General features: G+C 37.8%; 21 protein-coding genes and 2 other annotated features. Of the genes, 4 read left to right on the top strand and 17 right to left on the bottom strand.

Annotation, left to right across the window (positions count from 1 at the left end; genetic code table 11):
• Window positions 1-168 precede the first annotated feature (168 nt).
• The 5 genes from mltG to alaS form a co-directional block, all read right to left on the bottom strand.
• The gene (gene mltG, locus SJY24_RS08355) at window positions 169-1,239 is read right to left on the bottom strand and encodes an endolytic transglycosylase MltG (protein WP_377864376.1); all 1,071 of its coding nucleotides are present in this window, start codon (window positions 1,237-1,239) and stop codon (window positions 169-171) included.
• A 216-nt stretch (window positions 1,240-1,455) separates the two neighbouring features.
• Window positions 1,456-1,734 (bottom strand): DUF1292 domain-containing protein, encoded by a 279-nt coding sequence (locus tag SJY24_RS08350; protein WP_000392249.1) that lies wholly within the window; start codon window positions 1,732-1,734, stop codon window positions 1,456-1,458.
• Window positions 1,735-1,746: 12 nt separating this feature from the next.
• Complete coding sequence (gene ruvX, locus SJY24_RS08345) at window positions 1,747-2,160, bottom strand: Holliday junction resolvase RuvX (RefSeq protein WP_001221203.1); 414 nt, start codon at window positions 2,158-2,160, stop codon at window positions 1,747-1,749.
• A 3-nt stretch (window positions 2,161-2,163) separates the two neighbouring features.
• Entirely contained in the window at window positions 2,164-2,430 is a 267-nt protein-coding gene (locus SJY24_RS08340; RefSeq protein ID WP_000348591.1) for an IreB family regulatory phosphoprotein, read from the bottom strand.
• Window positions 2,431-2,508: 78 nt separating this feature from the next.
• Window positions 2,509-5,151 (bottom strand): alanine--tRNA ligase, encoded by a 2,643-nt coding sequence (alaS, locus tag SJY24_RS08335; protein ID WP_377864375.1) that lies wholly within the window; start codon window positions 5,149-5,151, stop codon window positions 2,509-2,511.
• 40 nt (window positions 5,152-5,191) lie between these two features.
• Window positions 5,192-5,410: a binding site (T-box leader), on the bottom strand.
• Between the two features lie 237 nt (window positions 5,411-5,647).
• Here alaS and SJY24_RS08330 point away from each other — a divergent pair.
• Window positions 5,648-5,992, top strand: a complete 345-nt coding sequence (locus SJY24_RS08330; protein WP_377864374.1) for a PH domain-containing protein — start codon at window positions 5,648-5,650, stop codon at window positions 5,990-5,992.
• 43 nt (window positions 5,993-6,035) lie between these two features.
• On the opposite strand, the gene SJY24_RS08325 is transcribed toward SJY24_RS08330, so the two are convergent.
• Window positions 6,036-7,103 carry an AI-2E family transporter gene (locus tag SJY24_RS08325; RefSeq protein ID WP_377864373.1) on the bottom strand — a complete coding sequence of 356 codons (1,068 nt, stop codon included), beginning with the start codon at window positions 7,101-7,103 and terminating at the stop codon, window positions 6,036-6,038.
• Between the two features lie 176 nt (window positions 7,104-7,279).
• Here SJY24_RS08325 and SJY24_RS08320 point away from each other — a divergent pair, with 176 nt between their 5' ends.
• On the top strand, window positions 7,280-7,492 hold the full coding sequence (locus tag SJY24_RS08320; RefSeq protein ID WP_377864372.1) for a hypothetical protein: 213 nt from the start codon (window positions 7,280-7,282) through the stop codon (window positions 7,490-7,492).
• A gap of 35 nt (window positions 7,493-7,527) precedes the next feature.
• Here SJY24_RS08320 and SJY24_RS08315 read toward each other — a convergent pair whose 3' ends face one another.
• From SJY24_RS08315 to cymR, 7 genes are all read right to left on the bottom strand, one after another.
• Window positions 7,528-7,656, bottom strand: coding sequence for a YrzQ family protein (locus SJY24_RS08315; protein WP_001053553.1), 129 nt, complete (start codon window positions 7,654-7,656; stop codon window positions 7,528-7,530).
• Window positions 7,657-7,674: 18 nt separating this feature from the next.
• Window positions 7,675-7,863: a hypothetical protein gene (locus SJY24_RS08310; protein WP_000469281.1), complete on the bottom strand. Its 189-nt coding sequence runs from the start codon at window positions 7,861-7,863 to the stop codon at window positions 7,675-7,677.
• Between the two features lie 127 nt (window positions 7,864-7,990).
• Window positions 7,991-10,327: an SF1B family DNA helicase RecD2 gene (gene recD2 / locus SJY24_RS08305; RefSeq protein WP_377864371.1), complete on the bottom strand. Its 2,337-nt coding sequence runs from the start codon at window positions 10,325-10,327 to the stop codon at window positions 7,991-7,993.
• Window positions 10,328-10,434: 107 nt separating this feature from the next.
• On the bottom strand, window positions 10,435-11,094 hold the full coding sequence (locus SJY24_RS08300; RefSeq protein WP_097810848.1) for a tetratricopeptide repeat protein: 660 nt from the start codon (window positions 11,092-11,094) through the stop codon (window positions 10,435-10,437).
• Between the two features lie 110 nt (window positions 11,095-11,204).
• Entirely contained in the window at window positions 11,205-12,320 is a 1,116-nt protein-coding gene (gene mnmA / locus SJY24_RS08295; protein ID WP_377864370.1) for a tRNA 2-thiouridine(34) synthase MnmA, read from the bottom strand.
• Window positions 12,321-12,336: 16 nt separating this feature from the next.
• Window positions 12,337-13,482, bottom strand: coding sequence for a cysteine desulfurase family protein (locus SJY24_RS08290; RefSeq protein ID WP_377864369.1), 1,146 nt, complete (start codon window positions 13,480-13,482; stop codon window positions 12,337-12,339).
• 35 nt (window positions 13,483-13,517) lie between these two features.
• A complete protein-coding gene (gene cymR, locus SJY24_RS08285) occupies window positions 13,518-13,934 on the bottom strand; it encodes a cysteine metabolism transcriptional regulator CymR (RefSeq protein ID WP_000704117.1) in 417 nt (138 codons plus the stop codon).
• A gap of 291 nt (window positions 13,935-14,225) precedes the next feature.
• Here cymR and SJY24_RS08280 point away from each other — a divergent pair, with 291 nt between their 5' ends.
• Both SJY24_RS08280 and SJY24_RS08275 read left to right on the top strand, forming a co-directional pair.
• On the top strand, window positions 14,226-15,512 hold the full coding sequence (locus SJY24_RS08280; RefSeq protein ID WP_100061175.1) for a replication-associated recombination protein A: 1,287 nt from the start codon (window positions 14,226-14,228) through the stop codon (window positions 15,510-15,512).
• A gap of 37 nt (window positions 15,513-15,549) precedes the next feature.
• Entirely contained in the window at window positions 15,550-16,191 is a 642-nt protein-coding gene (locus SJY24_RS08275; protein ID WP_377864368.1) for an RsfA family transcriptional regulator, read from the top strand.
• 334 nt (window positions 16,192-16,525) lie between these two features.
• Here the strand turns inward: SJY24_RS08275 and SJY24_RS08270 are convergent, their stop codons facing one another.
• The 4 genes from SJY24_RS08270 to SJY24_RS08255 form a co-directional block, all read right to left on the bottom strand.
• The gene (locus tag SJY24_RS08270) at window positions 16,526-17,293 is read right to left on the bottom strand and encodes a tRNA threonylcarbamoyladenosine dehydratase (protein WP_000903181.1); all 768 of its coding nucleotides are present in this window, start codon (window positions 17,291-17,293) and stop codon (window positions 16,526-16,528) included.
• A 346-nt stretch (window positions 17,294-17,639) separates the two neighbouring features.
• Window positions 17,640-19,415 carry an aspartate--tRNA ligase gene (gene aspS / locus SJY24_RS08265; RefSeq protein WP_377864367.1) on the bottom strand — a complete coding sequence of 592 codons (1,776 nt, stop codon included), beginning with the start codon at window positions 19,413-19,415 and terminating at the stop codon, window positions 17,640-17,642.
• Between the two features lie 12 nt (window positions 19,416-19,427).
• On the bottom strand, window positions 19,428-20,699 hold the full coding sequence (gene hisS / locus SJY24_RS08260) for a histidine--tRNA ligase (protein ID WP_000027074.1): 1,272 nt from the start codon (window positions 20,697-20,699) through the stop codon (window positions 19,428-19,430).
• Between the two features lie 69 nt (window positions 20,700-20,768).
• Window positions 20,769-20,999, bottom strand: a binding site (T-box leader).
• Window positions 21,000-21,053: 54 nt separating this feature from the next.
• Entirely contained in the window at window positions 21,054-21,230 is a 177-nt protein-coding gene (locus SJY24_RS08255; RefSeq protein ID WP_001242605.1) for a hypothetical protein, read from the bottom strand.
• Window positions 21,231-21,407: the final 177 nt, after the last annotated feature.

Below are 21,407 nucleotides of genomic sequence, written 5' to 3'. Positions count from 1 at the left end.
ATCTTTGTCTTTTCACACATAGAATGCAATAAAAATACAAGCCAGCTTCACCCTTAGCTTGTACGTCCCGTTTTGATATTAAAAACGATTCTTCTGCCAGTTTTTAACCCGATATATTTTACCACAAAAAAGAGGGATGTGCGACTTTTTTCGCTATCCCTCCCCATTTCACTGTTTTTTCGTAATATATTTTTGCTTTAATGCATTATGTTCTTCTAATGTTTTCGCATAATACACTTCACCACTTGGTGCAGCTAAGAAATAATAATACTCTGTTTGCGCAGGCTCTAACGCCGCTTCCACTGAATGTTTCCCTGAGTTTGCAATCGGCCCAACTGGCAATCCTTTCACAACATACGTATTGTACGGTGAGTTTACTTTTAAATCCTCATATAATACGCGTTGTTTATGCTTTCCAAGCGCGTATAATACTGTCGGATCTGTTTGAAGTGGCATACCTTTTGCTAAACGATTATAGAAAACACTAGAGATCTTTTGACGATCTGTAAAGCCCGTTGCCTCTTCTTCAATAAGTGAAGACAATGTTAAAAGTTGATGAACATCCCAGTTCTTCGCTTTCATTTTCGCCTCATTTTGAACAATGATTGCATTCGTTTTCTCAAGCATTGGAATTACGATTTCTTCTAACGTCGTATCTTTCTTATAGAACGAATACGTCGCAGGATATAAATAGCCTTCTAATGGGTATTTAATATTGCTATCAAAGATTTTATCCGTTAATAACTTCGGATACTTTTGCTGCATTTTTTGAACGAATGCTTTATCGTTTAATTGACGCACAACATCATCTTTATTCCACTTTAATTCTGCTGCAATCGCTTCTGCAATTTCAGTTACTTGTGCTCCTTCTTTAATCGTCACTTTATAAAGAGCCGGACGATGTACGTTGCCCGATGACATTTGTTCGATAACATCTTTAGCATTCATCGAAGGATTTAATAAATATGTACCTGCTTGTAAACTTTTCGATTTAGCCTTTGTATAAAAACTAAAAACTGTACCGTTTTTCACAGCACCTTTTTCTTTTAAAATTTCTCCAATTTTACTTGTAGATGATCCTTTCGGAATTTCTACCTCGATCTCTTTTTTATTCCCGCTATCAACCGGTCCTAATGCCGATAAAATATACGCATAGACTGAACCACAAACTAAAAGCAGTGCAATAATCGAAAATAAAAAGATGCGTCTACGCTTCTTTTTCACTTGATTCTCTATCAAAACTCTTCCTCCTTATTTAATTGTAGACCATATGTATATGTTTCTATACAGCATGATGGAAAGCCACAACAAATTCGCCTATCTTTTTAATATCCATTTTATTTTTCTACAATCCGTCTCATTATACTACAAAGACTTACACAGTTTCGACAAAAAATCTTTCATCTTACATATAAAAAAAGATGGACTATATATCGTCCATCTTTTCAGTACTTATTATTCTGCTTCTTGCTCATCAGCTAGAGTGTTGAACATTTCTTGTACCATTTCCCACTCTTCTTCAGATTCGATTGGAAGTAAAGTTCCGCCCTCTTCTTCATTTTGCTCATAAGCCATTGCATCATAAATTTGGTCTCCATCTTCGTCTACTTCACCGATTGGAGAGAAGACTACGTATGATTTTTTGCCAAATTTTTCAGCATCAAAAGTGAAAACAATCTCACATAAATGTTCGTTACCTTTTTCGTCTACAATTGTAATTTGATTTTCTTCCATTTTGGTCACCTCTTATTTACTATCTAAAAATCCTTGTAAGATTACGACTGCAGCCATCTTATCGATTACTTGCTTTCGCTTCTTACGGCTTACATCAGCTGAAATGAGCAGACGTTCCGCTGCCATCGTCGACAAACGCTCGTCCCACATTACAACGTCTAATTGTAACAGCTCTCGTAGGTTTTCTGCAAATTGCTGGCACGCTTCACCACGAGGGCCGATTGTACCATTCATATTTTTAGGTAAACCTACTACTATTTTGTCCACATTGTACTGTTTTACCAACTCAGAAATACGGTCAAAACCAAAGTGGCCTCGTTCTTCGTTAATCCTGATTGTTTCCAGCCCTTGTGCTGTCCAGCCCATTTCATCGCTCATTGCAACTCCGACTGTTTTAGTACCAACATCTAAACCTAATATCCGCATAAACTACTCCTCACGATGATGTTTCAAGTAAGACTTCACAAGCTCTTCAATTATCTCATCACGTTCAAGCTTGCGAACGATGCTTCGTGCATCTTTATGGCGAGGTATGTATGCTGGATCTCCACTTAATAAATAACCGACGATTTGGTTAATCGGATTATAGCCTTTTTCTTGAAGTGCATCATACACAGTTAAAAGTACATCATTTACATGGACACTCTGTTTTTCATCTTGAATGCTAAACTTCATTGTTTTATCAAAACCGTCCATTTCAAGCACCTCACTTGTAAGTAGTAAGTATAGGGAGAAGAACTTCTCCTCTCCCTACCATTGTACACTACTATCTCTTTATTTTGAAACAGATTTAACGTACTCTTGTACAAACGCTAAAGCTTCCTCAACTTGAGCTGGGTTTTTACCGCCTGCTTGAGCCATATCAGGACGGCCACCACCACCGCCGCCACAACGAGAAGCCACTTCTTTCACAAGCTTACCTGCATGGTAGCCTTGGCTAATTAAATCTTTCGTTACGCCAGCTAAAATATTTACTTTGTCATCACTTACAGACGCTAATACAACAACTGCAGACTCTAATTTATTTTTTAGATCATCCATCATTGTACGTAAGTTGTTCATATCTGCAACATTTACTTTCGCCGCTAATACGTTCACGCCATCAACTGTCATTACTGAATCAGTTAAGTTTCCAGCTTCGATATTGCTTAATTTCGCAGCAAGAGATTCGTTTTCTTTTTGAAGTTGTTTTACTTCAGCAAATAAACCATCAACTCTTGTTAAAATATCTTTCGGATTTGTTTTCATTTTACCTGCTGCTTCTTTTAATAAACCTACTTGATCGTTCATTAATTCGTATGCAGACTTACCTGTTACTGCTTCAATACGGCGAGTTCCTGCACCGATACCAGACTCAGCAACAATTTTGAAAATACCGATAGAAGCTGTGTTATCAACGTGACAACCACCGCAAAGCTCTAAGCTGTAACCGCCAACTTGTACAACGCGTACAACATCTCCGTATTTTTCACCGAATAATGCCATTGCACCCATTTCTTTCGCTTCTTCAATTGCTTTTTGAGAAATCTCAACATCAATACTTTCCCAAATTTTTTCGTTTACGATACGCTCAATTTTTTCTAATTCGTCAGCTTGTACTTGGCCGAAGTGAGAGAAGTCAAAGCGTAAACGTTCAGAAGTTACAAGAGAACCAGCTTGGTTAACATGCATTCCAAGTACGTCTTTTAATGCTTGGTGCAGTAAGTGAGTTGCTGTATGGTTTTTCACAACACTACTACGGTTCTTCGTATCAATAACAGCTTTTACAGCCGCATCTTTCGTTAATGTACCCTCTTCAACAACAACTTTGTGTAAGTTTTGACCATTTGGCGCTTTTTGTACGTCTTTTACAAGAACTTTCACACCGTCAGTAAGAAGATAACCACGGTCAGCAATTTGTCCACCGCTCTCAGCGTAGAATGGCGTTACATCAAGCATTAACTGTCCTTCTTCACCAGCTTGTAAGCTATCTGTATACTCACCATTTTTCACAAGTGCAACAACGTTACTTTCTGTTGCAACTGTACCGTAACCAACAAACTCGCTCGCTACTTTAACTTCACCAAGTACACCGCCTTGAACTTGCATAGAATCAACGTCTTGACGAGCAGCACGTGCACGCTCACGCTGTTTTTCCATTTCATTTTCAAAGCCTGCTTGATCAACTGTCATACCAGCTTCTTCTGCATATTCTTCTGTTAATTCAATTGGGAAACCGTATGTGTCATATAGACGGAACGCGTCTACCCCAGAAATAACAGTTGTTTTTTCTTCTTTTGCTTTTGCAATAACTTCAGCTAAAATTGCTTCTCCGTCATGAAGTGTTTCATGGAAACGCTCTTCTTCGTTTTTCACAACTTTCGCAATGAAATCTTTCTTTTCAAGTACTTCTGGATAGAAGTCTTTCATTACTTCTCCAACAACCGGTACTAATTCAAACATGAATGGACGATTGATGTTTAATTTTTTCGAGTAACGAACCGCGCGGCGTAATAAACGACGTAATACATAACCACGGCCTTCGTTAGATGGAAGAGCACCGTCGCCAACAGCGAATGTTACTGTACGGATATGGTCAGCAATTACTTTAAACGCCATATCTTTTTCTAAGTCGCCATTACGATACTTCTCACCAGAAATGGATTCTGTTGCACCAATCATCGGCATGAATAGGTCTGTATCAAAGTTCGTAGGCACATCTTGAACGATAGATGTCATACGCTCTAGACCCATCCCTGTATCGATGTTCTTCTTAGGAAGCGGTGTATATGAACCGTCTGGATTATGGTTAAATTGAGAGAATACAAGGTTCCATACTTCTAAGTAACGCTCGTTTTCTCCGCCTGGATATAATTCTGGGTCACTAAAGTCATTACCGTAAGCTTCTCCGCGGTCATAGAAAATCTCTGTATTCGGTCCACTTGGTCCTTCACCGATATCCCAGAAGTTTTCTTCTAAACGGATGATGCGCTCTTTTGGAACACCCATTTTCTCATTCCAAATTGTAAATGCTTCTTCATCTTCCGGATGGATTGTAACTGATAGTAATTCTTTATCGAATCCAATCCATTTGTCGCTCGTTAAGAATTCCCAAGCCCAAGTAATTGCTTCTTCTTTGAAGTAATCACCGATTGAGAAGTTCCCTAACATTTCAAAGAATGTATGGTGACGAGCTGTTTTCCCTACGTTTTCAATATCGTTTGTACGAATTGATTTTTGAGCATTTGTAATACGTGGATTTTGTGGAATTACACGCCCATCAAAATATTTTTTTAATGTTGCTACACCACTGTTAATCCATAGAAGAGATGGATCTTCATGTGGAACTAGTGATGCACTAGGTTCTACTGCATGTCCTTTTTCTTGGAAAAAGTCTAAAAACATTTGACGAATTTGTGCGCCTGTTAGTTGTTTCATTGTATTTTCCTCCTTAAATATAAAAAACTCCCGCCCCTATAAAAGGGACGAGAGTTAACTCGCGATACCACCCTAATTATGAATTGATTATTATAACAATCAATTCATCACCTCATGGTGCCGTAACGTGGCAAGACGGCAGTGATTAGCTGCTCTCAGGATTAGCTTTCTGTTACCCTTCATTTAAAGCTCCTTTCAGCCAGTGGAAGCTTCTCTCTACAAATGGACTGTAACGTACTTGTTCCGTCATTGATTTAATGTATTATATGACTAAATATAATAGAATTCTCTTAAGTTTGTCAATGTAGATAATCATTTATATTATATCAATTACTTATTACTCATAGTTATTCTACTATTCATTCTTAACAGCCTTTAAATATATTATGCATTTATTACTAAATAGGAATCTCCTCACAAAAAATACTTTATACAAATTTCTAAATATTGCATTATTTGTTATAATTAAATTATTAACAATAAAGGAGCGATTACAATGACAACTTTATTGAATCAAGCTAAAGAAATGTTAACAACCGATGAAAAAATTCTTTTTTATGCAGCATGTTCATTAAATATATTTATATATCGTTCCGTCGCAAGGCCAGGACTGTTAATCTTAACGAACAAAAGGCTCTTCTTTTATGGCCCTGACGTAAGCAAAAACCCCATATTTGAAGAGTACTCTTTCGCAAAAATTTCTAATCTAAAAGAACAGAAGCGTCTTTTCAGCAATCAAATTGTATTTATGTATGATACGGAATGGAAAAAAATAAAACATATTCAAACAAATGATGTGAACTCTCTTGTTCAAAAAATACAAGAACAACTCCCTAAATAATCCATATTATTAGCCCTCTATTTTTTAAATAGAGGGCTTCATTTTAAACATCTTCTTTTTTCCAAAGAGGCCGCACATGAACAATCACTGTACGAATGACCGCTAAAACAGGAACCGATATTAGTAATCCCACAATTCCTGCCACTTCTCCTCCAACTAGTAATGCAAGCATAATAATAACAGGGTGCATACGAAGCGACTTACCAACGATGTAAGGAGATAAAATGTTACTTTCCAAAAATTGCAAAATAGCAATTGTAATCCCCGCCTTAATGAGTAAGCTCGTTGATACCGTTGCCGCAATCATCAACGTCGGAATCGCCCCTAAAATAGGACCAAAGTATGGGATTATATCCGTTATCCCAATAATAATGCCGAGCAGCAATGGATATTTCATACCGATAAACCAAAAAGAAAGAACAGATACTCCCCCTAATACTAAGCAAACAAATAACTGTCCTCGAATATAACTTCCGAGTGATTTATCAATTTCTTTTGCAAGCATTTGACCCGTACTACGCCACTTACTCGGAACTAATTTCCAAAAGATATGATAAAACTCACCGTAATCTTTTAATATGTAAAATACAATGAATGGAATTAAGAAAATAATCAGTAACGAATCCAGTACACCACGAGCTGTGCTCATGACTTTATTTAAAAGCGCTTGAATCTTCGTTTCTACACCACCAAAAATTTGTTTCACCTTTTCATGAATAAATGATGGGAAATTCGCTGTTTGTTCCGTTACCCCATCCATCCAAGAATCGTACATTTTTGTAAACTGCGGAAATTGTTCATTAATCTCTTGCAACTGCTTAATAACAATTGGCGTTCCTTTATAAATTCCATATCCAATCCCGCCGAAGAAAAGTACGTAAATGAGCAAAATGGCAAGTGTGCGAGGCATTCCTTCTTTATGGATTCTTTCAATTAAAGGATGCAATAAGTACGCAATGAAACACGCGATAAGAAACGGTGTAATTGCCACTTTAAATACAAAAATAATCGGTGCCCATAATGGCTTAATTTTTAAAAAGACAAGCAAACAAAGAAAAATGAGTAACAATAATCCTAAACGATATATCCAAATGATTTTAAGATTCTTCACACGAAAAACCTCCTCCACCTTTATTTTGAAAATAAATAGGTTAGGTTATGTGCAAAAGTTTTAAAATCTTTTTATACAGACCATACTGTTTTTTAAAGACGTACATATATTTAACATAATAAGGACAACCACCCCTGAAAATACAAAATGTCAAAATATAATCAGGAGGGCTAATTATGGTTTTATTTATGCTCGTATTATCAGCGCTTTTTATGATTCTTGAATGGATTTGTATTGGGTTTGGTATTTGGAAAGGTTTCTTTATTCGTTCCTCGCGAAAAGAACGGGCGAAGCAATTATTGCATTATGGAATGCTTGGCGTTGGATGTTACGGCCTCTCTTATCTCTTCTCTGAAATTGGACTTTTATATTTACATACAAGTGCATAAAAAAACTCCCTTATCATGAAGGGAGTTTTTTGCGCTTATAGATAAGATTTAATCATCTTACGTGCTTTTTTCATATTGCGTTTTGAAAATACATCTTGCTTGCGAGCATATTGATATGCTGCCGCTCCAACACCTAATGCGATTAATGAATTGCGTAGATTCAAAGTAAATCCCCCTTTTCGTTATCCGATCGTTCTTTCATTTTCATCAAATAAATCATCAAGAGAGCTTAACGAACCATCTTCCTCTACTTGATGTGTATGGATTTTCCCCTTTGAAACCGATAATTCGATATAACAATTCCAGCAATAAAATTGGTTGACACCTATTTTTCCAATGTCTTTCCCTTTGCAATTTGGACAAATGAACATATGGCTTTCATCTCCTTACAGTCTCCCAGATACTATTCGCCATTATGTCCAAGCTGCATTCATTTATACATTGCTGGAGCCTTTCAACGTTATACGTTTGAAAGTTTCACTATATAATTTCACCTTGTTACATAAAATCATACGGTGAAATGTTTTCCACGTCCATTTCTTCGCCATTAACTGTTACCATCTGTACTTCTCCTTGTGATTCTTGCAATCGACCAGCTAAAGTTGTTTGACGCATCGCATCATCAAGGCGATTTACACCAGACTGAAAAGCTGCTTCCTCCCCGCAAATAATAAGGAATTTCTTACTCCTTGTAATGCCCGTGTAAATTAAATTACGACGTAACATACGGTAGTAGCTCTTTACAATCGGCATAATAACTATTGGGAATTCACTACCTTGCGATTTATGAATCGAGCAGCAATATGCATGGGTAATTTGGTTCAAATCAGGCTTTGTATACGTTACTTCAATCCCATCAAATGAAACGATAATCATATCTTGTTGCTCGACATTTTCTTTTGCATAAAAAATCGAAACAATTTCTCCAATATCACCATTAAATACTTGACTTTCCGGCTGATTGACTAATTGAAGTACTTTATCACCTCTTCGATACACAACGTCACCGTAGGCAATTTCTTTACTTTTTTCTTTTTTCGGATTAAACACTTCTTGAAGAGCTTCATTTAACACATTAATACCTGCTGGTCCGCGATACATAGGTGCCAACACTTGTACATCTCTTGCGCTAAACCCTTTCGTCTTCGCGTTTTCACATACTTTTTTTACAACTTCAACAATTTGAGCCCCTGCACAGCTGATAAATGAACGATCTTTTTTATTTTGCGCTAAATCTGGTGGAAGTGTTCCGTCTTTTATCGCATGGGCAAGCTGAATAACAGACGAACCTTCTGCCTGACGATAAATTTCTGTAAGTTTTACCGTTGGGATGGCTCCTGCATTTAATAAATCTTTTAACACTTGTCCAGGTCCTACAGATGGCAACTGATCTTCATCACCTACAACGATAACTTGAATATTTGTCGGAAGTGACTTGAATAGCTGATTTGCAAGCCAAATATCAACCATTGAAAACTCATCAATAATGAGTAACTTTCCTTGTACCGGATCGGTTTCATTGCGCTGGAAAGACCCTTCTGGCGTCCAACCAAGCAAACGATGAATCGTACAAGCTGGAAGCCCTGTCGATTCACTCATACGCTTCGCTGCTCTTCCTGTTGGGGCCGTTAATAATATTGGAAATGGATTATCATCACTATATTCATTCGTATTTAATGATAATCCGTGCAGTGACGCATACATTTCAACAATCCCTTTAATAACTGTTGTTTTCCCCGTTCCTGGTCCACCTGTTAATAGCATCATCGGCTTATGAAGTGCAGTTTGAACTGCTTCTTGCTGAAGCGGTGCATACTGTACCTTTAGCTGTTCTTCAATTTCTCCTAATGCTTTTAACACTTCTGCTTCAGGGAATGCAGGGGTTTCTTCTTGGTTCATAAGACGACGAATTGACTTTACAACGCCTTTTTCAGAGTAGAATAACGAAGCTAAATACACTCGCTCTTCTTCTATAATGACTTTCCCTTCACTTTGCATCATTTCAACGCAGCCTACAATATCTTCCTCAGTCACTCTTCCTTCTTGATTGTTTAAAAGTGACATCGTTTCTCTTACAAGTTGATCTTTCCCCATATAAACGTGACCGAGTTGCAGTGAAACATTCTCTAACGTATAAAAACAACCCGCACGTACACGGTCATCATGATTACCCGATATACCTAACGCACGTCCTATATCATCCGCTCTTCCAAAGCCAATCCCATCCACTTCTTCAATAAGCTTATATGGATTATTACGAATCACTTCTAATGTCATTTCTTTATATTGCTGATAGATTTTAATAGAAAGCTTCGTTCCAAAACCGTAACCATTTAAAAAGCTCATTACTTTCTCTAACCCTTGATGTTCAACAATTGTCTCATATATTTCCTGCGCTTTTTGTTTGTTAACAACACCATTTAACGCATCAGGATCATCCATAATTTTAGAAATAGCATGCTCACCAAGGTGATCTACGATTTTTTCGGCCGTACGCTTTCCAATCCCTTTAAATAAATCGCTCGCTAAATATTGCACCATACCTGCTTTTGTTTGCGGCAATTCTTTCTTAAACGTTTCAACTAAATATTGTTTCCCATACTTCGGGTGGTCTTTAAAGTGACCTGTTAATGTAAACACTTCATCTTCATGCATACGGGGAAAATGACCGTTTATCATTACTTTTTTTTCGTCGTATGTTTCATTCGTTTCAATGATTTTCATACTGACAACGGAATAGAGGTTTTCTTCGTTGTGGAAAATGGTATGAAGAACTTGCGCTTTTATAAATTTTTTCTCTTCCTCAAACAAATCCATGGCATGTTGATTTCCCATCTTTCCTCTCCTTCCCGAGTTCTTTTCACCTTAATGGGCAGTACATCCCCCACCTCTTTCACAATCTTTAGATGAGGGGTAACTGCGCATTAAACTATAATTTCACTTTATTCAGCTTCTTGCTCTAATAAACGAACACCATTTCCAGCTAAAAAGTGATCTGGCTGAATTTCAGTTGCTTTCTTAAATAAAGCAAGAGCCTTCTCGTTATTTTCTTCAAATACGTACGCAACACCTAAATTATAATACGCATCTGCATGCTCTTCATCCATTTCTAATACCTTTTCAAAATAAGGTTTTGCCTCTTGAATATGTTCTAGTCGTGCGAAGCAAAGTCCACATTGGAAAACAGCTTCTACATCACTTTCATCTAATTCAGTTGCTCTTTGTAAAAATGGCAGTGCAAGACGATCATTTCCAAGCTGCACATGTGTAATACCTAACATAAATGTTACATCAGCTGATTGTAATCCAGCTTGCATAGCTTGTTCAAATACAGCTTTAGCCTCTGCAAATTGCTCTTGACCGTAATATACGTTTCCTAATCCATAATAAGCAGCTGCAGATTTATCATCTAACTCTAATGCACGTTTATAAAATAAAATTGCTCTTTCACTATCGCCTAATACATCTAATAAATTCGCAAAGTTAATATATCCAAGCGCATCTTTCGGATTTTCTTCGATTGCTTCTGTAAAATTTTTAGCTGCTTCTTCCCAGTTTCCTTCTTGCATATATTGAATACCTGTTTCAAGTTTGTTTGACATATCCTTCACCTCTACAACAAATTATAACAAAGAATGTATTTTCCAAGCGAACGAAAATTCGCTTTATGTAAAAGAAACCTCTAACCGCTAATCGGCAGAGGCTTCTCGTTTTATCCTAAATAATCTAATTTCTTACCACTACGGTATACTTCATCAATTGTAGCGCCGCCTAAGCACTCATCTCCATCATAGAAAACAACTGCTTGACCTGGCGTAATCGCACGAATTGGCTCATCGCAAAGAATACGAACTGTATTTTCATCAACGATTTGAACCGTTACTTTATTGTCTTCTTGACGATAACGGAATTTCGCTGTGCACTTAAATTCTTTTTCTTTCGCTTCATTACTTACCCAGCCAATATTCGTAGCGATAACTTCATCACCATATAGGAGTTCGTTATGGAATCCTTGATCAACATATAAAATGTTTTCTTTCAAGTTTTTCCCAACTGCAAACCACGGATCACCGTTACCACCAATACCAAGGCCATGACGTTGTCCAATTGTATAGTACATTAAACCATCATGTTTCCCTTTCACTTCACCAGATAATGTTTGCATTACACCTGGTTGCGCTGGTAAATAGTTACTTAAGAAATCTTTAAAGTTACGCTCACCGATGAAGCAAATACCAGTACTATCTTTCTTCGCCGCTGTCGCTAAACCAGCTGCTGTCGCCATTTCACGAATTTGCGGTTTCTTCAGTTCACCTAATGGGAACATCGTTTTTGATAATTGCTCTTGGCTTAATTGATTCAAGAAATATGTTTGGTCTTTATTATCATCAACGCCGCGAAGCATTTTATATTCGCCGTCCATATATGCAACGCGTGCATAATGACCTGTCGCTACATAATCAGCCCCCAGTGCAATTGCATGCTCTAAAAAGGCTTTAAATTTAATTTCTTTATTACACATTACATCTGGGTTTGGTGTACGACCAGCTCGGTACTCATCTAAGAAGTACGTAAATACTTTGTCCCAGTATTGTTTTTCAAAGTTGACTGCATAATACGGAATACCGATTTGGTTACACACTTCAATTACGTCATTGTAATCTTCTGTTGCCGTGCAGACACCATTCTCATCTGTATCATCCCAGTTTTTCATAAAAATTCCGATTACATCATAACCTTGCTCTTTTAATAAAAGAGCTGCTACTGATGAATCGACGCCACCGGACATTCCGATGACAACGCGTGTTTCGTGAGGTAGTTTGTTCATCATGTCACCTCCTATACTAATTTTGTGTTAATCGTTTCACGATTTTCACTGTTTCGTACGCCGCTTTTTCAATTTGCTCTTTCGTATTTCCAAGTCCGAAACTAAAGCGTACGGATGAACGTATTTGATCGGAGTCTTTTCCGAACATCGCTACTAATACATGTGATGGATCAATCGAACCAGCTGTACAAGCAGAACCACTTGATACTGCAATGCCAGCTAAGTCTAAGTTCACAAGAAACGGTTCAATATTCATTCCTGTAAAATTTATATTCAACACATGTGGTAAGCGATATTCCAAGTTTCCGTTTACCTCGAAAGTAATGCCTTCATTTTTGAAGACAGATACTATTATATCTTTAAACTCTTCATATTGGGCATTTTTTTGCTCACGATTTTTTGCAGCTAGCAAAATTGCTTGCTGCAGTCCAGCGATACTAGGTACATTTTCAGTGCCAGCACGGCGTTTTCTTTCTTGCTCTCCGCCTATTAATAACGGTTCAAACTTCACATTTGCACCAGCATATAGGAACCCGACACCTTTTGGTCCGTTAATTTTATGAGCTGAAATTGATAGTAAATCAATGCCCAACTCTTTCACATCAATTTCTACTAAACCGTAGGCTTGTACTGCATCTGTATGAAAATAAGCTTGATGTTCTTTTAACAGCTTACCTATTTCCACGATTGGTTGCATTGTTCCTACTTCATTATTTCCATACATAACAGATAAGAGAATTGTCTCATCCGTTAATGCCTGTTGTATGTCAGAAACTTGAACACGCCCTGTTTCATCAACAGGTAAATATGTCACTTCAAACCCTTCACGCTCTAACAATTCACACGTATGCAAAATCGCATGATGTTCAATTTGCGTTGTAATAATGTGGTTACCTTTATGACGATTCGCGCGCGCTACACCTATAAGTGCTAAATTATCAGCTTCCGTACCACCGCTCGTAAATATAATTTCATTTGGACTCGCGTGAATGCTACGTGCACACACACGTCTCGCCTCATCTACTGCATGGCGCGTTTGACGCCCATAAAAGTGAATACTAGACGGGTTCCCAAACGTTTCTGTCATATATGGAATCATCTTTTCGACCACTTCTGGGTGAGTCGGAGATGTCGCAGCATGATCTAAGTAAATGCGTTCCATTAAATCTCCTTCTTTCCAAATCGTTTCACAAGGAATTAAATGTAAAACATATAGCCCCCGTGATTTTCTTCCTCATAACGTACTAAATCTTCTAAAGTTGTACTATCTAACACTTCTTGCACCGCATCACGAACACGCATCCATAATTGGCGTTGCGCTGGTTCTTCTTCTTCTATCATCTCTACAACACTAATTGGACCCTCTAGTACACGGATTACATCTCCAGCTGTAATGTTGACTGGCTGATCAGATAATACATATCCGCCATATGCCCCGCGCGTACTCTTTACAAGACGAGCGTTACGAAGTGGTGAAATTAATTGCTCTAAGTAATGTTCAGATAAGTCATGTGCCTGCGCGATTGATTTTAATGAAATTGGACCTTCACCAAACTTTTTTGCAAGATCGATCATAATTGTTAAGCCGTAGCGGCCTTTCGTTGAAATCTTCATCTATTTGCACCTCATTTCAAATTTTCACTTCTATTGGTTATATCTTATTTATAAAAGAACACAATTTAAAATCCTATGAAATTATAGCATAATATAGTATTATAAGAAATTTCAACTTGTGTATCAAAATGATAACATAAAATCACATTGAAAAACTCGGAAATTATTACAATTGAAAGAAAAATGAAAATATTCATATTCATTTTTCCCACAAAACAGCATCCTATTTCAAATTCCATTAAAAAAAATGATACGATAGAATGAGATTATATATTAAGGGAGACGGTCTAAATGAAACAACCTCTCGCACATCGAATGCGCCCTACAAATATTCAAGAAATTATCGGACAACAACATTTAGTTGGTGAAGGAAAAATTTTATGGCGAATGGTCCAAGCAAATCATTTTCAATCTATGATTTTATACGGTCCTCCAGGCACAGGTAAAACATCAATCGCTAGCGCAATTGCAGGAAGTACTGGAACCCCGTTTCGCCTCTTAAACGCTGTTACGCATAATAAAAAAGATATGGAAGTTGTCGTACAAGAAGCGAAGATGCATCGACACCTCGTTTTAATTTTAGATGAAGTTCATAGACTAGATAAAGCGAAACAAGACTTTCTATTACCCCATTTAGAAAGCGGGCTTCTTACTTTAATTGGTGCAACGACAAGCAATCCGTTCCATGCTATTAACTCTGCTATTCGAAGTCGTTGTCAAATCTTCGAATTACACGCATTAACAGAAGATGATATTTTAATTGGTTTAAAACGAGCTCTTGAAGATAAAGAAAAGGGGCTCGGGGAATATGATGTAACTGTTACGGATGAAGCATTACATCACTTTGCGAATGCGTCAGGCGGAGATATGCGTTCAGCTTATAATGCACTTGAATTAGCTGTTTTATCTAGCTTTACAACTGACGACAAAGCCGCGGAAATTACGCTAGAAATCGCAGAAGAATGTTTACAAAAAAAGAGCTTCGTTCACGACAAAGGTGGAGATGCTCATTATGACGTATTATCAGCATTTCAAAAATCTGTGCGCGGAAGTGATGTAAACGCAGCACTTCATTATTTAGCACGCCTTATTGAAGCAGGTGATTTACAAAGTATTGGTAGACGCCTTCTTATTATGGCATATGAAGATATCGGACTTGCTAGCCCGCAAGCTGGGCCACGTACACTAGCAGCCATTGAATCAGCTGAACGAGTTGGATTCCCAGAAGCACGCATACCGCTTGCAAATGCTGTTATTGAACTTTGCCTATCACCGAAATCAAATTCAGCTTATAAAGCACTTGATGCCGCATTACACGATTTACGTAACGGACAAACAGGCGATATTCCAAGTCATTTAAAAGATAGTCACTATAAAGGGGCTGAATCGTTAGGTCGAGGCATTGGATACTTATATCCACACGACCATCCAAATGGCTGGGTACAACAACAATACTTACCTGATAAAATAAAAAACAAGCAATATTATAAACCGAAAACGACAGGGAAATTTGAGCAAGCACTTTCTACTGTGTATGAAAGATTACAAAGTTCGAATAAAACGAAAAATAAAGGGTAACATAAACGAAAACGTCACCATTATGGAGGCTTCGCTTATGAAAACACGTCAAGATGCATGGACAAAAGAAGACGATCTCCTTTTAGCAGAAACTGTTTTACGACATATTCGCGGCGGAAGCACACAAATAAAAGCGTTCGATGAAGTTGGCGATACATTAAACCGTACTTCCGCAGCTTGTGGATTTAGATGGAACGCTGAAGTCAGACCGAATTACGAAGATGCGGTGCAGCTTGCAAAAAAACAACGTAAAGAATTAAAACGTTCCGAAGCTAAAATAGAAAAAGAGCATTTCACAAAAACTCGGCAGCTCGTAATCGATGCCGAGTTTTCAGAAGATATTACGCCACATAAACAAGGTCTTACAATACAAAACGTCATCTCATTTTTGCAAAACTTAGAGCACAATAATCCTTCACTCGCAAAGTTACAAACCGAAAATGACGTATTACAAGCTCAGCTCACTTCCCTGCAAAAAACAAACGATGAACTTGAAACAAAATTAGCTGTACTTACAAAAAAACAACAAGCTATTGAAGAAGATTACGCAATGCTTGTCAGAATTATGGATCGTGCTCGAAAACTCGTTTCAGTTGAAGAGCAGGAGGAGCAAATTGCTCCGATTTTCAAGACGGATCAAAATGGTAATTTAGATATTATATATTCAGCAGAGAATTAAAAAACTCCCCACCAAAAATAAAAAGGTGGGGAGTTTTTCATAATAATTAATTGGATAATCTTAACTGTAATGTTATTATAAACCTAATAATTATTATCAAAAAGAGCTGGTAATCATTTCATTAATAATCTTCAAAATAACTCTTGGCCTTCTCGTCCTAACTTTAGCTCTTTTCACCATTCACAGCTTAAAAAAGACATCCGCCTATAAATCAGATAAATATGATCATTACTTACTAGCCTTGCTTACATTTGAACTAGTAGTAATGCAAATATCCATATTTCTTTAATACATATAAAAAAGCATATATCCGAAATGGATATATGCTTTCCTTTTATTCTTGCCCTACACGCTTCACTTCAACGTTTTTAATACGTTCACGTACAACGTGACTTGCCATAATTAAACCTGCCACAGATGGTACGAATGCATTTGATGAAGGTGGTAATTTCGCTTTACGAATTTTTGCATTTTCGTCTGGTACGATTTCTTTACGTACTTCTTCACGAATTACGATTGGGTTTTCGTCAGAGAAGACAACTTTTACACCTTTTTTAATACCATCTTTACGAAGCTTCGTACGAATTACTTTCGCAATTGGATCTGTATGTGTTTTAGAAATGTCCGCAATACGGAAACGAGTTGGGTCCATTTTATTTGCCGCACCCATACATGAGATAATTTTGATTTTACGACGTAAACATTGTTTAATTAAATGAATTTTGAACGTAATCGTATCAGATGCATCTACTACGAAATCCAATCCATGTTTGAAGAACTCTTCATATGTTTCATCAGTATAAAACATTTCTAGTCCAATTACTTCACACTCTGGATTAATGTCTGCAATACGCTCTTTCATTAATTCTACTTTTGAACGTCCTACAGTAGATACTAAAGCGTGAATTTGACGGTTTACGTTTGTAATATCTACAACATCTTTGTCAACTAATACAAGACGTCCTACGCCAGAACGTGCTAACGCTTCTGCCGAAAATGATCCTACGCCGCCAATTCCTAAAATACCAACTGTACTATTTTTTAATATTTCAAGGCCTTCTTTTCCAAAGGCTAATTCATTACGTGAAAATTGATGTAACATTCAGCTCTACACTCCTATTACAAAAATGGTCTACCATGTATTCTAGCGTTTTTCCGACTATTTGTATAGAAAAAGTTATAGAATTCCTAAAAATACATATTTCGAGAATAAAAACATAGTGTAAACCGGCTTTTATTTTTTCCTAAATACACGTTTAAAAAGGAGGACTCAGATGGCCGAGCAGATCGAGGCACGTATGCTAGGAGGAGCGCAGTGTAGGAGTACTACTCGAGCACCGGACTAGCATACGTAACGATGAGATGCGACAGTTATCTGAACCAGACTTTTTAAACTTCCCCTCAAAAAAAGCCTAGACGGCTATAGTATAACCATCTAGACTCTATTCTTACTTCTCTTCTTTCAAGCTCAATTTTAAGCTTAGCTCTTCAAGCTGAGCTCCTGCAACTGGGCTTGGCGCTTCTGTTAATAAGCAGCTTGCGCTTGCTGTTTTCGGGAATGCAATTGTATCACGAAGGTTCGTACGACCTGCAAGTAACATAACAAGACGGTCTAAACCTAATGCAATTCCGCCGTGTGGTGGTGTACCGTATTCGAATGCTTCTAATAAGAATCCGAATTGCTCTTGTGCTTCTTCTTGTGAGAATCCAAGTGCTTTGAACATTTTTTCTTGTACGTCACGCTCGTAAATACGAAGTGATCCACCACCAAGCTCATAACCGTTTAATACAAGGTCATATGCTTGTGCGCGTGCTTTTTCTGGTGCTGTTTCTAATAGCTCAACATCTTCACGGAACGGCATTGTGAATGGGTGGTGAGCTGCGAAGTAACGATCTGCATCTTCATCGTACTCAAGAAGTGGCCAATCAGTTACCCATAGGAAGTTAAATTTACTTTCGTCAATTAACTCAAGCTCTTTACCTAGACGTAAACGAAGTGCACCTAAGCTATCTGCAACAACGCTTTTCTTATCTGCTACGAATAGTAATAAGTCGCCAGCAGTAGCTTCTAATGTAGTCATTAACACGTTTGCATCTTCTTCACCGAAGAATTTCGCGATCGGTCCTTTTAAGCCGTCCTCTTCCACTTTAAGCCAAGCTAGACCTTTTGCACCATATACTTTCACGAATTCAGTTAATGCATCGATATCTTTACGAGAGTATTTGCTCGCAGCACCTTTTGCATTAATTGCTTTTACTTGTCCGCCGTTTTCTACAGCACTTGTAAATACTTTGAAACCACAACCTGCTGCAAATTCAGATAGGTCTGTTAGTTCCATTTCAAAGCGTGTATCTGGCTTATCAGAACCGTAGCGAGCCATTGCATCAGCATATTTCATACGAGGGAATGGTGCACTAACTTCTACACCTTTCGCATCTTTCATGACTTTCGTCATCATACGCTCCATCATTTCTAAAATTTCATCTTGTGTTAAGAATGATGCCTCGATATCGATTTGTGTAAATTCTGGTTGACGATCCGCACGTAAATCTTCGTCACGGAAACAACGTGCTACTTGATAGTAACGCTCAAATCCGCCGACCATAAGAAGCTGTTTAAATAGCTGCGGAGACTGCGGTAATGCATAGAATTCACCATCATGCACACGACTTGGTACTAAATAGTCACGAGCTCCTTCTGGTGTGCTCTTCGTTAAAATTGGTGTTTCAACTTCTAAGAATTCTTCTGTATCTAAGAAGTTACGAATTGTTTTTGTTACGTCGTGACGCATTTTAAATGTGTTGAACATTACAGGACGACGTAAGTCTAAGTAACGATATTTTAAACGCACATCTTCTGATGCATCTGTGTCGTCAGAAATAATAATTGGCGTTGTTTTCGCTGCATTTAATACGTTTACTTTCGTTGCTTGTACTTCAATACGACCAGTTGCCATATTGTCATTAATTGCACCTTCACCACGTTCAACAACTGTACCTTCTACGTGCAATACGTATTCGCTACGAATTGTTTCTGCTACTTCTAGCGCTTCTTTTGATGTTTCTGGGTTAAATACAACTTGTACGATACCTGTACGGTCACGTAAGTCGATAAAGATTAATCCACCTAAGTCACGACGTTTTTGTACCCAACCTTTTAATTGAACTGTTTGTCCAACAGCTTCTACCGTTACTTTTCCACATGCATGTGTTCTTTCAGCCACTGTAAGTTCCCCCTATATTAATTTCTCTGCTACGTATGAAGCGAATACATCTAACGCTACTTCTTCTTGTCCACCTGTTGCCATATCTTTCAAGTTAATGATGCCTTTATCTAGCTCATCTTCCCCTAATACAGCTACGTATTTCGCATTTAAACGATCCGCTGATTTAAATTGTGCTTTCATTTTGCGATCTAAATAATCTTTTTCAACTGACAATCCAGCTTTACGAAGATCAAACGCAATTTTCGCAGCATGGTCTTTCGCTTTTTCACCAAGCGCTACAACGTAACAATCGATACTATGCTCAATTGGCAATTCAATGTTTTCAGCTTTCAGCGCCATAATTAAACGTTCAATACTCATCGCAAAACCGATACCAGGCATTTCCGGTCCACCGATTTCTTGTACAAGTCCGTTATAACGACCACCGCCACTTAATGTTGTGATAGCACCGAAACCTTCTGCCTCACTCATAATTTCAAAAACAGTGTGTTGATAGTAGTCTAAACCACGTACTAAGTTCGGATCTTTTTCAAATGGAACATCCATCATCGTTAATAGCTCTTGAACCTTGTCGTAGTATACTGCTGAATCTTCGTTTAAGTATTCTGTAATAGATGGTGCTGTACTCATTAGTTCATGATTACGGTCCTTCTTACAGTCTAAAATACGAAGAGGATTTTTTTCTAAGCGAGATTGGCAATCAGAGCAGAATTCTCCGATGCGCGGCTCAAAGTGTGCAATTAATGCATCGCGGTGCGCTTGACGGCTCGCTGCATCACCTAAGCTGTTTAATACAACTTTAATATTTTTTAAGCCCATGCCGCGGTAAAACTCTACAGCAAGTGCAATTACTTCTGCATCAATTGCAGGATCGTTACTACCGATTGCTTCAATACCGAATTGTACGAATTGACGATAGCGACCTGCTTGTGGTCTTTCATAACGGAACATTTGACCGATATAGTATAATTTCGTTGGTTGTGTTGCATCACCGAACATTTTGTTTTCAACGTAAGAACGTACAACAGGTGCCGTACCTTCTGGACGTAATGTTAAACTACGCTCTCCACGGTCTTGGAATGAGTACATTTCTTTTTGTACGATATCTGTCGTATCACCAACACCGCGTAAAAATAGCTCTGTGTGTTCAAAAATTGGTGTACGAATTTCTTTATAATTGTAACGACGGCAAATTTCGCGCGCTTGCCCTTCGATATACTGCCATAACTCTACACTACCTGGAAGAATATCTTGCGTTCCGCGTGGGATTTGAATAGACATATTCAGTTCCTCCTCAAATTGTTTTAATCTTAATAAAAATAAAAAAACTCCCGCCTCTACTGTTTGAACAGTAGGGACGAGAGTATTATACCCGTGGTGCCACCCTAATTGAAGCACGTATGCTTCCACTTTTTTAATAACGCTTAAATGTGCGTTCATCTCTACTAGGCGTATAAGCCTTTCAAGTTGAAACCTACAGAGTGTCATTCAATCAGTCATCATGTAGAAATGTTTTCAGCCTAGGACATTTCTTCTCTTTCCATGTGTATCTCATTTACTCTTCTCTATCAACGGCTATATTCATATGTAAATATAAAATTACTATACGTTTGTTGAGTAGGATTGTCAAGTGCTCTAAGAGCGCTCAATTTGCTTCTTTAGGCGCTTTACATCTTGCAGTGAAATTCCGAACTCTGAAGCAAGCTCCATTGAAGTATTGTTTTGCTCTTTTGAAATAAAATCATGAAAATTCACGTTAAACAGTTGATTTGCACCATTTGTAACAGAATGCCCTTTTTCATTCATACGCATACTTATATCCCTCACATTCAATATGGATGTTTTACTTGTTATTGTTCCATATTGATTAGAGAGTTATACATAACTGAAACAGCTATTGATTCCAATTAAAGTGAAACTTTAATCAGTGGGTTTTGTCCATCTCCACTGACTATTCGTCCGACTCGCAGTCGCCGAATTTTGAGGTGA

This window comes from Bacillus sp. R86525, assembly GCF_042466195.1.
GTDB lineage: Bacteria > Bacillota > Bacilli > Bacillales > Bacillaceae_G > Bacillus_A > Bacillus_A nitratireducens.
This window is presented reverse-complemented; position numbering and strand designations above follow the sequence as displayed.

Bases quoted from the DNA above. Each gene is read 5' to 3' on its own strand.
- SJY24_RS08255 (WP_001242605.1), bottom strand. From the start codon at position 21,230: ATGCGTATGAATGAAAAAGGGCATTCTGTTACAAATGGTGCAAATCAA.
- SJY24_RS08320 (WP_377864372.1), top strand. From the start codon at position 7,280: ATGGTTTTATTTATGCTCGTATTATCAGCGCTTTTTATGATTCTTGAA.
- mnmA (WP_377864370.1), bottom strand. From the start codon at position 12,320: ATGAACAAACTACCTCACGAAACACGCGTTGTCATCGGAATGTCCGGT.
- alaS (WP_377864375.1), bottom strand. From the start codon at position 5,151: ATGAAACAACTAACAGGCGCACAAATTCGTCAAATGTTTTTAGACTTT.
- SJY24_RS08275 (WP_377864368.1), top strand. From the start codon at position 15,550: ATGAAAACACGTCAAGATGCATGGACAAAAGAAGACGATCTCCTTTTA.
- SJY24_RS08310 (WP_000469281.1), bottom strand. From the start codon at position 7,863: ATGTTCATTTGTCCAAATTGCAAAGGGAAAGACATTGGAAAAATAGGT.
- SJY24_RS08350 (WP_000392249.1), bottom strand. From the start codon at position 1,734: ATGGAAGAAAATCAAATTACAATTGTAGACGAAAAAGGTAACGAACAT.
- recD2 (WP_377864371.1), bottom strand. From the start codon at position 10,327: ATGGGAAATCAACATGCCATGGATTTGTTTGAGGAAGAGAAAAAATTT.
- hisS (WP_000027074.1), bottom strand. From the start codon at position 20,699: ATGTCTATTCAAATCCCACGCGGAACGCAAGATATTCTTCCAGGTAGT.
- SJY24_RS08290 (WP_377864369.1), bottom strand. From the start codon at position 13,482: ATGGAACGCATTTACTTAGATCATGCTGCGACATCTCCGACTCACCCA.
- ruvX (WP_001221203.1), bottom strand. From the start codon at position 2,160: ATGCGGATATTAGGTTTAGATGTTGGTACTAAAACAGTCGGAGTTGCA.
- SJY24_RS08340 (WP_000348591.1), bottom strand. From the start codon at position 2,430: ATGGACGGTTTTGATAAAACAATGAAGTTTAGCATTCAAGATGAAAAA.
- SJY24_RS08300 (WP_097810848.1), bottom strand. From the start codon at position 11,094: ATGTCAAACAAACTTGAAACAGGTATTCAATATATGCAAGAAGGAAAC.
- SJY24_RS08270 (WP_000903181.1), bottom strand. From the start codon at position 17,293: ATGTTACATCAATTTTCACGTAATGAATTAGCCTTTGGAAAAGAAGGC.
- SJY24_RS08280 (WP_100061175.1), top strand. From the start codon at position 14,226: ATGAAACAACCTCTCGCACATCGAATGCGCCCTACAAATATTCAAGAA.
- SJY24_RS08330 (WP_377864374.1), top strand. From the start codon at position 5,648: ATGACAACTTTATTGAATCAAGCTAAAGAAATGTTAACAACCGATGAA.
- cymR (WP_000704117.1), bottom strand. From the start codon at position 13,934: ATGAAGATTTCAACGAAAGGCCGCTACGGCTTAACAATTATGATCGAT.